General features: G+C 54.2%; 22 protein-coding genes. All 22 read left to right on the top strand.

All coding sequences use genetic code 11. The annotated features are described in order from the left end of the window. Nucleotides 1-15: 15 nt before the first annotated feature. The gene (gene fusA / locus J1G33_RS12700) at nucleotides 16-2,121 is read left to right on the top strand and encodes an elongation factor G (protein ID WP_005791981.1); all 2,106 of its coding nucleotides are present in this window, start codon (nucleotides 16-18) and stop codon (nucleotides 2,119-2,121) included. Between the two features lie 30 nt (nucleotides 2,122-2,151). Beyond that, nucleotides 2,152-3,345, top strand: coding sequence for an elongation factor Tu (gene tuf, locus J1G33_RS12705; protein ID WP_005791980.1), 1,194 nt, complete (start codon nucleotides 2,152-2,154; stop codon nucleotides 3,343-3,345). 157 nt (nucleotides 3,346-3,502) lie between these two features. Next, a complete protein-coding gene (gene rpsJ / locus J1G33_RS12710) occupies nucleotides 3,503-3,814 on the top strand; it encodes a 30S ribosomal protein S10 (protein WP_003186070.1) in 312 nt (103 codons plus the stop codon). Nucleotides 3,815-3,895: 81 nt separating this feature from the next. Then, nucleotides 3,896-4,531 (top strand): 50S ribosomal protein L3, encoded by a 636-nt coding sequence (gene rplC / locus J1G33_RS12715; RefSeq protein WP_003194649.1) that lies wholly within the window; start codon nucleotides 3,896-3,898, stop codon nucleotides 4,529-4,531. 12 nt (nucleotides 4,532-4,543) lie between these two features. Continuing rightward, nucleotides 4,544-5,146 (top strand): 50S ribosomal protein L4, encoded by a 603-nt coding sequence (rplD, locus tag J1G33_RS12720; RefSeq protein ID WP_003176424.1) that lies wholly within the window; start codon nucleotides 4,544-4,546, stop codon nucleotides 5,144-5,146. After that, nucleotides 5,143-5,442 (top strand): 50S ribosomal protein L23, encoded by a 300-nt coding sequence (gene rplW, locus J1G33_RS12725; RefSeq protein ID WP_002555488.1) that lies wholly within the window; start codon nucleotides 5,143-5,145, stop codon nucleotides 5,440-5,442. Before rplD ends, rplW begins: the two co-directional genes overlap by 4 nt. A gap of 14 nt (nucleotides 5,443-5,456) precedes the next feature. Beyond that, the gene (gene rplB / locus J1G33_RS12730) at nucleotides 5,457-6,281 is read left to right on the top strand and encodes a 50S ribosomal protein L2 (RefSeq protein ID WP_003186055.1); all 825 of its coding nucleotides are present in this window, start codon (nucleotides 5,457-5,459) and stop codon (nucleotides 6,279-6,281) included. A 16-nt stretch (nucleotides 6,282-6,297) separates the two neighbouring features. Then, nucleotides 6,298-6,573, top strand: a complete 276-nt coding sequence (gene rpsS, locus J1G33_RS12735) for a 30S ribosomal protein S19 (protein ID WP_002555486.1) — start codon at nucleotides 6,298-6,300, stop codon at nucleotides 6,571-6,573. Nucleotides 6,574-6,584: 11 nt separating this feature from the next. Continuing rightward, nucleotides 6,585-6,917, top strand: a complete 333-nt coding sequence (gene rplV, locus J1G33_RS12740; protein WP_003103908.1) for a 50S ribosomal protein L22 — start codon at nucleotides 6,585-6,587, stop codon at nucleotides 6,915-6,917. Between the two features lie 13 nt (nucleotides 6,918-6,930). Next, nucleotides 6,931-7,617 carry a 30S ribosomal protein S3 gene (gene rpsC, locus J1G33_RS12745; protein WP_003176422.1) on the top strand — a complete coding sequence of 229 codons (687 nt, stop codon included), beginning with the start codon at nucleotides 6,931-6,933 and terminating at the stop codon, nucleotides 7,615-7,617. A 12-nt stretch (nucleotides 7,618-7,629) separates the two neighbouring features. After that, nucleotides 7,630-8,043 carry a 50S ribosomal protein L16 gene (rplP, locus tag J1G33_RS12750; protein ID WP_003176421.1) on the top strand — a complete coding sequence of 138 codons (414 nt, stop codon included), beginning with the start codon at nucleotides 7,630-7,632 and terminating at the stop codon, nucleotides 8,041-8,043. Then, nucleotides 8,043-8,234: a 50S ribosomal protein L29 gene (gene rpmC, locus J1G33_RS12755; RefSeq protein WP_002555481.1), complete on the top strand. Its 192-nt coding sequence runs from the start codon at nucleotides 8,043-8,045 to the stop codon at nucleotides 8,232-8,234. The genes rplP and rpmC overlap by 1 nt, the downstream gene beginning before the upstream one ends. A 2-nt stretch (nucleotides 8,235-8,236) precedes the next feature. Then, nucleotides 8,237-8,503, top strand: a complete 267-nt coding sequence (gene rpsQ / locus J1G33_RS12760) for a 30S ribosomal protein S17 (RefSeq protein WP_003176419.1) — start codon at nucleotides 8,237-8,239, stop codon at nucleotides 8,501-8,503. 23 nt (nucleotides 8,504-8,526) lie between these two features. After that, nucleotides 8,527-8,895, top strand: a complete 369-nt coding sequence (gene rplN / locus J1G33_RS12765) for a 50S ribosomal protein L14 (RefSeq protein WP_002555479.1) — start codon at nucleotides 8,527-8,529, stop codon at nucleotides 8,893-8,895. 11 nt (nucleotides 8,896-8,906) lie between these two features. Next, entirely contained in the window at nucleotides 8,907-9,221 is a 315-nt protein-coding gene (gene rplX / locus J1G33_RS12770) for a 50S ribosomal protein L24 (protein WP_003176416.1), read from the top strand. Nucleotides 9,222-9,243: 22 nt separating this feature from the next. After that, complete coding sequence (rplE, locus tag J1G33_RS12775) at nucleotides 9,244-9,783, top strand: 50S ribosomal protein L5 (RefSeq protein WP_003194642.1); 540 nt, start codon at nucleotides 9,244-9,246, stop codon at nucleotides 9,781-9,783. 13 nt (nucleotides 9,784-9,796) lie between these two features. Next, nucleotides 9,797-10,102, top strand: a complete 306-nt coding sequence (gene rpsN, locus J1G33_RS12780; protein WP_003176414.1) for a 30S ribosomal protein S14 — start codon at nucleotides 9,797-9,799, stop codon at nucleotides 10,100-10,102. 208 nt (nucleotides 10,103-10,310) lie between these two features. After that, nucleotides 10,311-10,703 carry a 30S ribosomal protein S8 gene (gene rpsH / locus J1G33_RS12785; protein ID WP_003176413.1) on the top strand — a complete coding sequence of 131 codons (393 nt, stop codon included), beginning with the start codon at nucleotides 10,311-10,313 and terminating at the stop codon, nucleotides 10,701-10,703. A 12-nt stretch (nucleotides 10,704-10,715) separates the two neighbouring features. After that, nucleotides 10,716-11,249 (top strand): 50S ribosomal protein L6, encoded by a 534-nt coding sequence (gene rplF, locus J1G33_RS12790; protein ID WP_003194640.1) that lies wholly within the window; start codon nucleotides 10,716-10,718, stop codon nucleotides 11,247-11,249. A gap of 10 nt (nucleotides 11,250-11,259) precedes the next feature. Beyond that, nucleotides 11,260-11,610 (top strand): 50S ribosomal protein L18, encoded by a 351-nt coding sequence (gene rplR, locus J1G33_RS12795; protein ID WP_003186037.1) that lies wholly within the window; start codon nucleotides 11,260-11,262, stop codon nucleotides 11,608-11,610. Between the two features lie 3 nt (nucleotides 11,611-11,613). Next, a complete protein-coding gene (rpsE, locus tag J1G33_RS12800; RefSeq protein ID WP_003176409.1) occupies nucleotides 11,614-12,114 on the top strand; it encodes a 30S ribosomal protein S5 in 501 nt (166 codons plus the stop codon). A gap of 2 nt (nucleotides 12,115-12,116) precedes the next feature. Then, a complete protein-coding gene (gene rpmD / locus J1G33_RS12805; RefSeq protein ID WP_003176408.1) occupies nucleotides 12,117-12,293 on the top strand; it encodes a 50S ribosomal protein L30 in 177 nt (58 codons plus the stop codon). Nucleotides 12,294-12,296: the final 3 nt, after the last annotated feature.

Below are 12,296 nucleotides of genomic sequence, written 5' to 3' on the forward strand. Positions count from 1 at the left end.
TTTTGCGAGGGCTTTATGGCTCGTACTACTCCGATTAGCCGCTACCGTAACATCGGTATCGTCGCTCACGTGGATGCTGGTAAAACCACCACCACCGAGCGCGTACTGTTTTACACCGGCAAAAGTCACAAAATGGGCGAGGTGCATGACGGCGCCGCGACCACAGACTGGATGGTTCAGGAGCAGGAGCGTGGTATTACCATTACTTCTGCTGCTATTACCGCCTTCTGGAAAGGTTCCGAGAAGCAGTACAAAGACGAGCATCGCTTCAACGTAATCGATACCCCGGGCCACGTAGACTTCACTATTGAAGTTGAGCGTTCCCTGCGTGTACTCGACGGCGCTGTCGTTGTGTTCTGCGGCACCTCGGGTGTTGAGCCTCAGTCGGAAACCGTATGGCGTCAAGCCAACAAGTACGGTGTTCCACGTCTTGTTTATGTAAACAAGATGGACCGTGCTGGCGCCAACTTCCTGCGCGTGATCGGTCAGATCAAGCAGCGTCTGGGTCACACTCCGGTGCCTATCCAGTTGGCGATCGGTTCTGAAGATAACTTCCAGGGTCAGATTGATCTGATCAATATGGAAGCTGTCTACTGGAACGATTCCGATAAAGGTATGGTTCCTGTTCGCAAGCCTATCCCTGAAGAGCTTCAGGAACTGGCTGACGAGTGGCGCAACAACATGGTTGAGGCTGCGGCTGAAGCCAGCGAAGAGCTGATGAACAAGTACCTCGAAGGTGAAGAACTCACCAACGTGGAAATCAAGGCCGCTCTGCGTCAGCGTACTATCGCTGGTGAGATCGTCTTGGCTGTTTGCGGTTCTTCCTTCAAGAACAAGGGTGTTCCCCTGGTTCTCGACGCCGTTATCGACTACCTGCCTGCTCCAACCGACATTCCTGCTATCAAGGGTACCAACCCTGATAACGAGGAAGAAGAGATGGAGCGTCATGCTGACGACAACGAGCCGTTCTCGGCTCTGGCGTTCAAGATCGCTACAGACCCATTCGTGGGTACTTTGACCTTCGTTCGCGTTTACTCGGGCGTGTTGGCCTCCGGCGACGGCGTGATCAACTCGGTTAAAGGCAAGAAAGAGCGCGTGGGCCGTATGGTGCAAATGCACGCAAACGCTCGCGAAGAGATCAAGGAAGTACGCGCTGGTGACATCGCGGCCCTGATCGGCATGAAGGACGTCACCACTGGTGAGACTTTGTGCGACGCTGCCAAGCCAATCATCCTGGTTCGCATGGACTTCCCGGAGCCGGTTATCTCGGTTGCCGTAGAGCCTAAGACCAAGGATGACCAGGAAAAAATGGGTATCGCTCTGGGCAAGCTTGCTCAGGAAGATCCATCTTTCCGCGTCAAGACTGATGAAGAGACTGGTCAAACGATCATCTCTGGCATGGGCGAGCTGCACCTGGACATCCTGGTTGACCGGATGCGCCGTGAGTTCAACGTCGAAGCCAACATCGGTAAGCCTCAGGTTTCCTATCGTGAGCGCATCACGAAGAACTGTGAAATCGAAGGCAAGTTCGTTCGTCAATCCGGCGGTCGTGGTCAGTTCGGTCACTGCTGGATCCGTTTTGCTCCTGCTGACGAAGGTCAGGAAGGTCTGCAATTCGTGAACGAAGTAGTAGGTGGTGTGGTTCCTAAGGAATACATCCCTGCTATCCAGAAGGGTATCGAAGAGCAGATGAAGAACGGTGTTGTTGCCGGCTATCCGCTGATCGGCCTGAAAGCAACCGTTTTTGACGGTTCTTACCACGACGTCGACTCCAACGAGATGGCGTTTAAGGTGGCTGCTTCCATGGCAACCAAGCAACTGGCCCAGAAGGGCGGTGGTGAGTTGCTTGAGCCAATCATGGCGGTAGAAGTTGTTACACCTGAAGACTATATGGGTGATGTCATGGGCGACCTTAACCGTCGTCGCGGCATGATCTTGGGTATGGAAGACACGGTTTCCGGCAAAGTGATTCGCGCCGAGGTTCCGTTGGGTGAGATGTTCGGTTATGCGACCGACGTTCGCTCCATGTCCCAGGGTCGCGCAAGCTACTCTATGGAATTCAAAAAATACAACACAGCTCCGGCGCACATCGCTGAAACTGTATCCAAAAAACAAGGCTGATTCAGTCCTTTAGGCAAGGAGTTAATTGTCGTGGCTAAAGAAAAATTTGATCGTTCCCTACCGCACGTAAACGTTGGCACCATCGGCCACGTTGACCACGGTAAAACCACTCTGACCGCTGCTCTGACTCGCGTCTGCTCCGAAGTTTTCGGTTCGGCTCGTGTTGACTTCGACAAGATCGACAGCGCACCAGAAGAAAAAGCTCGTGGTATCACCATCAACACCGCGCACGTTGAGTACAACTCGACTATTCGTCACTACGCTCACGTTGACTGCCCAGGTCACGCTGACTATGTGAAGAACATGATCACTGGTGCTGCCCAGATGGACGGCGCGATCCTGGTTTGCTCGGCCGCTGATGGTCCGATGCCACAAACCCGTGAGCACATCCTGCTGTCCCGCCAGGTTGGCGTTCCGTACATCGTGGTTTTCCTGAACAAGGCTGACCTGGTAGACGACGCTGAGCTGCTGGAACTGGTTGAGATGGAAGTGCGCGATCTGCTGAGCACTTACGACTTCCCAGGTGACGACACTCCGATCATCATCGGTTCTGCTCGTATGGCTCTGGAAGGCAACGACGAAAACGAAATGGGCACCACTGCTGTTCGTAAACTGGTTGAAACTCTGGACAGCTACATCCCAGAACCAGTTCGTCTGACCGACAAGCCGTTCCTGATGCCAATCGAAGACGTATTCTCGATCTCCGGTCGCGGTACTGTTGTGACTGGTCGTATCGAGCGCGGTATCGTTCGCGTTCAGGATCCACTGGAAATCGTTGGTCTGCGTGACACTACCGTCACCACCTGCACCGGTGTTGAAATGTTCCGCAAGCTGCTCGACGAAGGTCGTGCTGGCGAGAACTGCGGCGTTCTGCTGCGTGGTACCAAGCGTGACGACGTTGAGCGTGGCCAGGTTCTGGTTAAGCCAGGTTCGGTCAAGCCGCACACCAAGTTCACCGCAGAAGTTTATGTTCTGAGCAAAGAAGAAGGCGGCCGTCATACTCCGTTCTTCAAAGGCTACCGTCCACAGTTCTACTTCCGTACTACTGACGTGACCGGTAACTGCGAATTGCCAGAAGGCGTTGAAATGGTAATGCCGGGTGACAACATTCAAATGACTGTTACCCTGATCAAAACCATCGCAATGGAAGACGGTCTGCGCTTCGCAATCCGTGAAGGCGGCCGTACCGTTGGTGCTGGCGTTGTAGCTAAAATCATCGAGTAATCTCTCTTTTGAGTGAGCTTTGATGTTTTGAGAAAGCCCCCGCTTAGCGGGGGCTTTTTTATTGGGTTGACACCTATCTAGGGCGTCTATAGAATTGCGCCTCCTTTTAACGGGCGTATTGCGCCCGGTGGGAATAGCAGCCGGAGTCTGAAATCCAATGCAAAATCAGCAAATCCGTATCAGGTTGAAGGCTTTTGACCATCGCCTGATCGACCAATCCACCCAGGAAATCGTGGAAACCGCGAAACGTACTGGTGCTCAAGTGCGTGGTCCAATTCCACTGCCTACCCGTAAAGAGCGGTTCACCGTTCTGGTCTCCCCGCACGTCAACAAAGACGCGCGTGACCAGTACGAGATCCGTACTCATAAGCGCGTACTGGACATCGTCCAGCCAACGGATAAAACCGTTGATGCACTTATGAAGCTCGATCTGGCGGCCGGTGTGGAAGTACAGATCAGCCTCGGCTAAGACTTGGGTCTTAGTCGTGTAACGCTCTGAAATGGGCGGCCATAGCGGGTGAAAGCCCCGTACACTCATGAGGTTTACAACATGACTATTGGTGTAGTCGGTCGTAAATGCGGTATGACCCGTATTTTCACCGAAGAAGGTGTCTCCATTCCGGTCACGGTCATTGAGATCGAACCGAATCGCGTCACCCAGTTCAAAACTGAAGAAACCGATGGCTATCGTGCAGTGCAAGTCACTGTCGGCGAGCGTCGTGCTTCGCGCGTGACTGCTGCTCAAGCAGGTCACTTCGCTAAAGCAAACGTTGCAGCTGGTCGTACTGTTATGGAGTTCCGTCTTGAAGACGGCGACTACCAGGCTGGCGATCTGATCAACGCTGAAATCTTCGCCGCTGGTCAACTGGTTGATGTAACCGGTCAGTCCAAAGGTAAAGGCTTCCAGGGTACGATCAAGCGTTGGAATTTCCGTGGTCAAGACAACACTCACGGTAACTCCGTTTCCCACCGCGTCCCGGGCTCTATTGGCCAGTGCCAGACTCCTGGTCGTGTATTCAAGGGCAAAAAAATGTCCGGTCATATGGGCGCTGAGCGCGTGACCGTGCAGTCCCTCGAAGTAGTGCGCGTCGACGCTGAACGCAATCTGTTGTTGGTCAAGGGTGCTGTTCCTGGCGCTACTGGCGGCAACCTGGTTGTACGTCCAGCGGCCAAGGCTCGCGGTTAAGGGGAAGCTGACATGCAATTAAATGTAAATGACGCTCAAGCGATCGAAGTTTCCGAACTGACATTTGGCGGCGAATTCAACGAGACGCTCGTTCACCAAGCAGTCGTGGCCTACATGGCCGGCGGCCGTCAAGGTAGCAAGCAGCAAAAGACCCGTTCCGACGTACGTGGTGGCGGTAAGCGCCCTTGGCGTCAGAAAGGCACTGGCCGTGCTCGTGCCGGTACTATCCGTAGCCCAATCTGGCGTGGCGGCGGTACCACTTTCGCAGCTCGTCCACAGGATCACTCTCAGAAGCTCAACAAGAAGATGTACCGCGCAGCTCTGCGCTCCATCCTTGCTGAACTCGTGCGTACTGATCGTCTGGTCGTGGTTCAGGACTTCGCTGTCGAAAGTCCAAAAACCAAAGATCTGCTGGGCAAACTGAACAACATGAGCCTGACCGACGTTTTGATCGTGTCCGAAGCTGTTGATCAGAACCTGTACCTGGCTGCTCGCAACCTGCCACACGTTGATGTACGTGACGTGCAAGGTTCCGATCCAGTTAGTCTGATCGCATACGACAAGGTGTTGATCACCGTGTCGGCCGTGAAGAAATTCGAGGAGCTGCTGGGATGAACCAGGAACGCGTATTTAAAGTTCTGCTTGGCCCGCACGTTTCCGAAAAGGCTACGGTTCTGGCTGACAAGAAAGGCCAGTTCGTTTTCAAGGTTGCAACTGACGCAACCAAGCTGGAAATCAAGAAGGCCGTCGAAAGCCTGTTCAGCGTGAAAGTAGAGCGTGTTACTACCCTGAATGTTCTGGGTAAGAGCAAGCGCACTGCTCGCGGTCTGGGCAAGCGTAATGACTGGAAGAAGGCAGTTATCTCCCTTCAGCCAGGCCAAGATCTCGATTTCAGCAGCAGTGCTGAGTAAGGAAGGGGTGCATCATGGCAATCGTTAAATGCAAACCGACTTCCCCTGGCCGCCGTTTTGTGGTCAAGGTGGTCAACCAGGAGCTGCATAAAGGCGCTCCTCACGCACCGCTGCTCGAGAAAAAATCGAAGTCTGGTGGTCGTAACAACAATGGTCGCATTACCACTCGTCACATCGGTGGTGGCCATAAGCAGCATTATCGTCTGGTCGATTTCCGTCGCAACGACAAAGATGGCATCGCTGCCACTGTCGAGCGTATTGAATACGATCCAAACCGTACTGCTCACATCGCTCTGCTGCTGTACGCAGATGGTGAGCGTCGCTACATCATCGCCCCTAAAGGCGTGAGTGCTGGTGACCAGCTGATCGCAGGTGCTCTGGCGCCGATCAAGCCGGGCAACGCTCTGCAACTGCGTAACATTCCAGTTGGTAGCACCGTACACGGCATCGAATTGAAGCCAGGTAAAGGCGCGCAAATCGCTCGTTCCGCTGGTGCTTCGGCTCAGCTGATCGCTCGTGAAGGTGTCTACGTGACCCTGCGTCTGCGTTCTGGTGAGATGCGTAAAGTACTGGCTGAATGCCGTGCGACCCTGGGCGAAGTCTCGAACTCCGAGCACAGCCTGCGTTCGTTGGGTAAAGCTGGTGCCAAACGCTGGCGTGGCGTTCGCCCAACCGTTCGTGGTGTTGCCATGAACCCGGTTGACCACCCACACGGTGGTGGTGAAGGTCGTACCTCTGGTGGTCGTCATCCGGTATCGCCATGGGGCTTCCCGACTAAGGGCGCGAAGACTCGTGGTAATAAGCGTACCGACAAAATGATCGTCCGTCGTCGCAAGTAAATAGAGGGATACGACAGTGCCACGTTCTCTGAAAAAAGGTCCTTTTATTGATCTTCACCTACTGAAGAAGATCGAAGTGGCGGCGGAAAAGAACGATCGCAAACCAGTTAAGACCTGGTCGCGTCGTTCGATGATCCTGCCACAAATGGTCGGTCTGACCATCGCAGTACACAACGGTCGTCAACACGTCCCAGTTCTCGTTAACGAAGACATGGTCGGCCACAAACTGGGCGAGTTTGCCGGTACCCGCACTTATCGTGGGCACGTGGCAGACAAGAAAGCCAAGCGTTAAGGGGTTAGGAAATGGAAGTAGCCGCTAAGTTGTCGGGCGCTCGAATCTCCGCCCAGAAAGCCCGCTTGGTCGCCGACCAGATCCGCGGGAAGAAGGTGGGCGAAGCGCTCAACCTGTTGGCTTTCAGCAGTAAGAAAGCCGCCGAGATCATGAAGAAAGTGCTGGAGTCGGCCGTAGCCAACGCCGAGCATAACGAAGGCGCAGACGTTGATGACCTGAAGGTCAGCACCGTTTTCGTCAACGAAGGGCGTTCGCTGAAGCGCATCATGCCACGTGCCAAAGGCCGTGCTGATCGCATCGTCAAGCGGTCTTGCCATATCACTGTCAAGGTTGCTGACAAGTAACGGAGTCGAAGAGATGGGTCAGAAAGTACATCCCATTGGCATTCGCCTGGGAATCGTCAAGGAGCACACCTCCGTCTGGTACGCAGACGGTCGGACTTATGCGGACTATTTGTTCGCTGATCTGAAGGTGCGTGAGTATCTCCAAGACAAACTAAAAAGCGCGTCCGTAAGCCGTATCGATATCCATCGTCCGGCCCAAACTGCACGTATCACCATCCACACCGCTCGTCCAGGTATCGTTATCGGGAAGAAAGGTGAAGATGTTGAGAAACTGCGTCAGGACCTGACCAAGCAAATGGGTGTGCCTGTGCACATCAATATCGAAGAGATCCGCAAGCCGGAGCTCGACGGTATGCTGGTTGCGCAGAGCGTAGCTCAGCAGCTGGAGCGTCGCGTAATGTTCCGTCGCGCTATGAAGCGCGCCGTACAGAACGCCATGCGCATTGGTGCCAAAGGCATCAAAATCCAAGTGAGCGGTCGTCTCGGCGGTGCTGAAATCGCACGTACTGAATGGTATCGCGAAGGTCGTGTGCCACTGCACACCCTGCGTGCCGACATCGACTATGCCAACTACGAAGCTCACACCACTTACGGTGTGATCGGTGTAAAGGTTTGGATCTTCAAAGGCGAAGTAATTGGTGGTCGCCAAGAAGAACTGAAACCACAAGCACCAGCGCCTCGTAAAAAAGCTGCTAAGTAAGGGGTACGCCAAATGTTGCAACCTAAGCGTACGAAGTTCCGCAAGCAGATGACAGGCCACAACCGTGGTCTGGCTCAGCGCGGTAGCAAAGTCAGCTTCGGCGAGTTCGCGCTGAAGTCTGTAGCTCGTGGTCGTCTCACCGCTCGTCAGATCGAGTCAGCGCGTCGTGCTCTGACCCGTCACGTAAAACGTGGCGGCAAGATCTGGATCCGTGTATTCCCGGACAAGCCGATCTCCAAAAAACCTCTCGAGGTTCGGATGGGTAAAGGTAAGGGTAACGTGGAATACTGGGTTGCCCAGATTCAGCCAGGCAAAGTCCTGTATGAAATCGAGGGTGTTTCTGAAGAGCTGGCGCGTGAGGCTTTCGCCCTGGCTGCTGCAAAGCTGCCGCTCGCCACCTCCTTTGTTAAACGGACGGTGATGTGATGAAAGCGAATGAACTTCGTGAAAAATCCGCACAGCAGCTGAACGAGCAACTGCTCGGCCTGCTGCGCGACCAGTTCAATCTGCGTATGCAGAAAGCAACTGGCCAGTTGGGGCAGTCTCATCTGCTCTCGCAAGTTAAGCGTGACATCGCTCGCGTGAAGACTGTGCTCAACCAGCAGGCAGGTAAGTGATCATGGCTGAAGCCGAAAAGACTGTCCGTACGCTGACTGGCCGTGTTGTCAGCGACAAGATGGACAAAACCATCACCGTTTTGATCGAGCGTCGCGTTAAGCACCCGATCTACGGTAAATATGTTAAGCGTTCGACTAAGCTGCACGCGCACGACGAAACCAATCAGTGCCACATCGGCGACAAAGTCACTATTCGTGAAACTCGTCCGCTGGCCAAGACCAAGTCTTGGGCACTGGTTGATGTTCTCGAACGCGCTGTGGAAGTCTAAGGACTAGGGGTCGGAGAAATTATATGATTCAGACTCAATCCATGCTCGATGTGGCCGATAACAGCGGCGCTCGCCGTGTTATGTGCATCAAGGTGCTGGGTGGCTCCCATCGTCGTTACGCTGGTATCGGTGACATCATCAAGGTTACCGTGAAGGAAGCAATTCCTCGCGGTAAAGTGAAAAAAGGCCAAGTGATGACTGCTGTTGTAGTCCGCACTCGTCACGGCGTACGTCGTGCTGATGGCTCCATTATCCGCTTTGATGGCAACGCTGCTGTTCTTCTGAACAACAAGCAAGAGCCGATCGGCACCCGTATCTTTGGGCCAGTGACCCGTGAACTTCGTACTGAGAAGTTCATGAAGATCGTCTCGCTCGCCCCAGAAGTGCTGTAAGGAGATCCGACATGCAAAAGATTCGTCGTGACGACGAGATCATCGTGATCGCCGGCAAAGACAAAGGTAAGCGCGGTAAGGTGCTTAAGGTTCTCGCTAATAACCGTCTGGTTATCGGTGGTCTGAACCTGGTCAAGCGTCATACCAAGCCTAACCCGATGTCGGGCGTGCAGGGCGGTATCGTCGAGAAAGAAGCTCCGCTGGACGCTTCTAACGTCGCCATCTTCAATGGCGAAACCAACAAGGCTGACCGCGTTGGTTTCAAAGTAGAAGACGGTAAGAAAATTCGTGTCTTCAAGTCGACCCAAAAAGCGGTTGATGCTTGAACACTGCTAGGTAGATTAGACCATGGCACGACTACAAGAGATTTACCGGAAGGAAATCGCCCCTAAGCTTAAGGAAGAACTTAAGCTCGGGAACGTGATGGAAGTTCCGCGCGTCACCAAAATCACCCTGAACATGGGTCTGGGCGAAGCGATCGGCGACAAAAAAGTCATCGAGCACGCTGTTGCCGACCTGGAAAAGATCACCGGTCAAAAAGTCGTTGTGACTTACGCTCGGAAATCCATCGCTGGCTTTAAAGTCCGTGAAGGTTGGCCGATCGGCGTCAAAGTGACTCTGCGCCGTGAGCGTATGTACGAATTCCTGGATCGTCTGCTGTCGATCTCCCTGCCTCGGGTCCGCGACTTCCGCGGCCTGAATGCCAAGTCCTTCGATGGTCGTGGTAACTACAGCATGGGCGTGAAAGAGCAGATCATCTTCCCGGAAATCGACTACGACAAGATCGATGCTCTCCGCGGTCTGGACATCACCCTGACCACCACTGCCAAGAACGATGATGAAGGTCGCGCCCTGTTGCGTGCTTTCAAATTCCCGTTCCGCAACTGATTGGAGTAGGACCATGGCCAAGATGAGCATGAAAAACCGCGAGCTGAAGCGTCAGCTCACGGTTGCCAAGTACGCCAAGAAGCGTGCAGCACTGAAAGCAATCATCGTTGATCTGAACGCAAGTCCAGAAGCGCGTTGGGAAGCTACAGTTGCTCTGCAGAAGCAGCCACGTGACGCAAGCGCTTCGCGCATGCGTAACCGCTGCCGCCTGACCGGTCGTCCACACGGCGTTTACCGCAAGTTCGGCCTCGGCCGTAACAAACTGCGTGAAGCGGCAATGCGTGGTGACGTACCAGGTCTGGTTAAAGCCAGCTGGTAAGTACTTTCAACGTCCAGGTGGTCGGAATCGCAAGATACTGACCGCCGGTGACCTTGAATCTGGATCAAGCCCCTTTTGGGGCTTGTTTCATTTCTGGAGTGTGTCTAAAATACGCGGCTCGCCTGAGCCCGTGTTTTTTGTGCTCGGAGATTCTCGGCGACATATGTAGCCGCAAGGCTAATTTTTTTGTATTAGGAGCGTCTAGCCCATGAGTATGCAGGACCCGTTAGCGGACATGCTAACTCGTATCCGTAATGCCCAGATGGCTGAAAAGTCCGTCGTAAGCATGCCATCTTCCAAGTTGAAGGTAGCTGTTGCCAAAGTCCTGAAAGACGAAGGCTACATTGCGGGTTATCAGATCAGCAGCGAAATCAAACCACTGCTGTCCATCGAGCTGAAGTACTTCGAAGGCCGTTCGGTCATCGAGGAAGTGAAGCGCGTTAGCCGTCCAGGCCTGCGTCAGTACAAGTCCGCTGAAGATCTGCCGAAAGTTCGTGGCGGTCTGGGCGTGTCTATCGTCTCCACCAACAAAGGTGTGATGACGGATCGTGCTGCGCGCGCTGCCGGTGTCGGCGGCGAAGTTCTTTGCACTGTGTTCTAAGGGGGGATAAGCATGTCTCGCGTCGCTAAGAACCCCGTTAAGCTGCCAGCCGGTGTCGAAGTCAAATTCGCAGGCCAACAGCTTTCGGTGAAGGGTGCCAAGGGTACTCTTGAACTGAACATCCATTCGTCCGTTGAGATCGTTGAAGAAGCTGGTGAGCTGCGTTTCGCTGCTCGCAATGGCGATCAACAAACTCGCGCAATGGCCGGTACCACGCGTGCGTTGGTAAACAACATGGTCCAAGGCGTAAGCCAAGGCTTCGAGCGCAAGCTCCAGCTGGTCGGTGTTGGTTACAAAGCGCAAGCAAAAGGCACGGTTTTGAACCTTGCCCTTGGCTTCTCGCACCCAGTGGATTACGAACTGCCAGCGGGCATCACTGCTGAGACTCCTAGCCAGACCGATATCCTGATCAAGGGCATCGACAAGCAGCTGGTAGGTCAAGTGGCCGCTGAGATCCGCGACTTCCGTCCACCAGAGCCGTACAAAGGCAAAGGTGTGCGCTACGCGGACGAAGTCGTCCGTCGTAAAGAAGCCAAGAAGAAGTAGGGCATAGCAAATGACCGACAAAAAAGTTACTCGACTGCGTCGCGCTCGCAAAGCACGCCTGAAAATGCACGAACTCGAAGTCGTGCGTCTCTGCGTGTTCCGCTCGTCGCAGCACATCTACGCCCAGGTCATCTCGGCCGACGGCAACAAAGTCCTGGCAAGCGCCTCGACTTTGGATAAAGAACTGCGTGATGGTGCCACTGGCAACATCGACGCGGCCACAAAGGTTGGCCAGCTGGTCGCTACGCGTGCTAAGGCCGCTGGCGTCTCGCAAGTGGCTTTCGACCGCTCTGGCTTCAAGTACCACGGTCGCGTGAAAGCGCTGGCTGATGCTGCTCGTGAAGCTGGGCTGGAGTTCTAAGTTATGTCAAATAACGACCAAAAGCGCGACGAAGGCTACATTGAGAAGCTGGTTCAAGTTAACCGCGTAGCCAAAACCGTTAAAGGCGGCCGTATCTTCACTTTCACCGCGTTGACCGTGGTGGGTGATGGTAAAGGGCGTGTTGGCTTCGGCCGTGGCAAGTCACGTGAAGTGCCTGCCGCGATCCAGAAGGCAATGGAAGCTGCTCGTCGCAACATGATCCAAGTTGATCTGAACGGCACCACTCTGCAGTACGCAATGAAGTCCGCTCACGGCGCTTCGAAGGTGTACATGCAGCCTGCTTCTGAAGGTACCGGTATCATCGCTGGCGGCGCTATGCGTGCTGTCCTCGAAGTTGCTGGCGTTCAGAACGTTCTGGCCAAGTGCTACGGCTCGACTAACCCGGTAAACGTGGTTCACGCCACTTTCAAGGGTCTGAAAGCTATGCAATCTCCTGAGTCCATCGCTGCCAAGCGTGGTCTGACTGTCAAGGAGATCTTCTGATCATGGCTACCGTTAAAGTAACGCTGATCAAAAGCATGACCGGCCGCATCCCTAACCACAAACTGTGTGTTAAAGGTTTGGGTCTGCGTCGCATCGGTCACACTGTAGAAGTCCAGGATACTCCCGAGAATCGCGGGATGATCAACAAGGCTTACTACATGCTGCGTGTAGAGGGTTAATCG

Origin of the sequence: Pseudomonas sp. P867 (genome assembly GCF_019891455.1) — a bacterium.
GTDB classification, from domain to species: domain Bacteria; phylum Pseudomonadota; class Gammaproteobacteria; order Pseudomonadales; family Pseudomonadaceae; genus Aquipseudomonas; species Aquipseudomonas synxantha_A.

Coding starts and splice junctions, on each gene's coding strand:
- rplF (WP_003194640.1), top strand. CDS start 10,716: ATGTCTCGCGTCGCTAAGAACCCCGTTAAGCTGCCAGCCGGTGTCGAA.
- rplV (WP_003103908.1), top strand. CDS start 6,585: ATGGAAGTAGCCGCTAAGTTGTCGGGCGCTCGAATCTCCGCCCAGAAA.
- rplW (WP_002555488.1), top strand. CDS start 5,143: ATGAACCAGGAACGCGTATTTAAAGTTCTGCTTGGCCCGCACGTTTCC.
- rpsC (WP_003176422.1), top strand. CDS start 6,931: ATGGGTCAGAAAGTACATCCCATTGGCATTCGCCTGGGAATCGTCAAG.
- rplC (WP_003194649.1), top strand. CDS start 3,896: ATGACTATTGGTGTAGTCGGTCGTAAATGCGGTATGACCCGTATTTTC.
- rpmD (WP_003176408.1), top strand. CDS start 12,117: ATGGCTACCGTTAAAGTAACGCTGATCAAAAGCATGACCGGCCGCATC.
- rplX (WP_003176416.1), top strand. CDS start 8,907: ATGCAAAAGATTCGTCGTGACGACGAGATCATCGTGATCGCCGGCAAA.
- rpsJ (WP_003186070.1), top strand. CDS start 3,503: ATGCAAAATCAGCAAATCCGTATCAGGTTGAAGGCTTTTGACCATCGC.
- rplD (WP_003176424.1), top strand. CDS start 4,544: ATGCAATTAAATGTAAATGACGCTCAAGCGATCGAAGTTTCCGAACTG.
- fusA (WP_005791981.1), top strand. CDS start 16: ATGGCTCGTACTACTCCGATTAGCCGCTACCGTAACATCGGTATCGTC.
- rplP (WP_003176421.1), top strand. CDS start 7,630: ATGTTGCAACCTAAGCGTACGAAGTTCCGCAAGCAGATGACAGGCCAC.
- rpsN (WP_003176414.1), top strand. CDS start 9,797: ATGGCCAAGATGAGCATGAAAAACCGCGAGCTGAAGCGTCAGCTCACG.
- rplB (WP_003186055.1), top strand. CDS start 5,457: ATGGCAATCGTTAAATGCAAACCGACTTCCCCTGGCCGCCGTTTTGTG.
- rplE (WP_003194642.1), top strand. CDS start 9,244: ATGGCACGACTACAAGAGATTTACCGGAAGGAAATCGCCCCTAAGCTT.
- rplR (WP_003186037.1), top strand. CDS start 11,260: ATGACCGACAAAAAAGTTACTCGACTGCGTCGCGCTCGCAAAGCACGC.
- rpmC (WP_002555481.1), top strand. CDS start 8,043: ATGAAAGCGAATGAACTTCGTGAAAAATCCGCACAGCAGCTGAACGAG.
- rplN (WP_002555479.1), top strand. CDS start 8,527: ATGATTCAGACTCAATCCATGCTCGATGTGGCCGATAACAGCGGCGCT.
- rpsE (WP_003176409.1), top strand. CDS start 11,614: ATGTCAAATAACGACCAAAAGCGCGACGAAGGCTACATTGAGAAGCTG.
- rpsH (WP_003176413.1), top strand. CDS start 10,311: ATGAGTATGCAGGACCCGTTAGCGGACATGCTAACTCGTATCCGTAAT.
- rpsQ (WP_003176419.1), top strand. CDS start 8,237: ATGGCTGAAGCCGAAAAGACTGTCCGTACGCTGACTGGCCGTGTTGTC.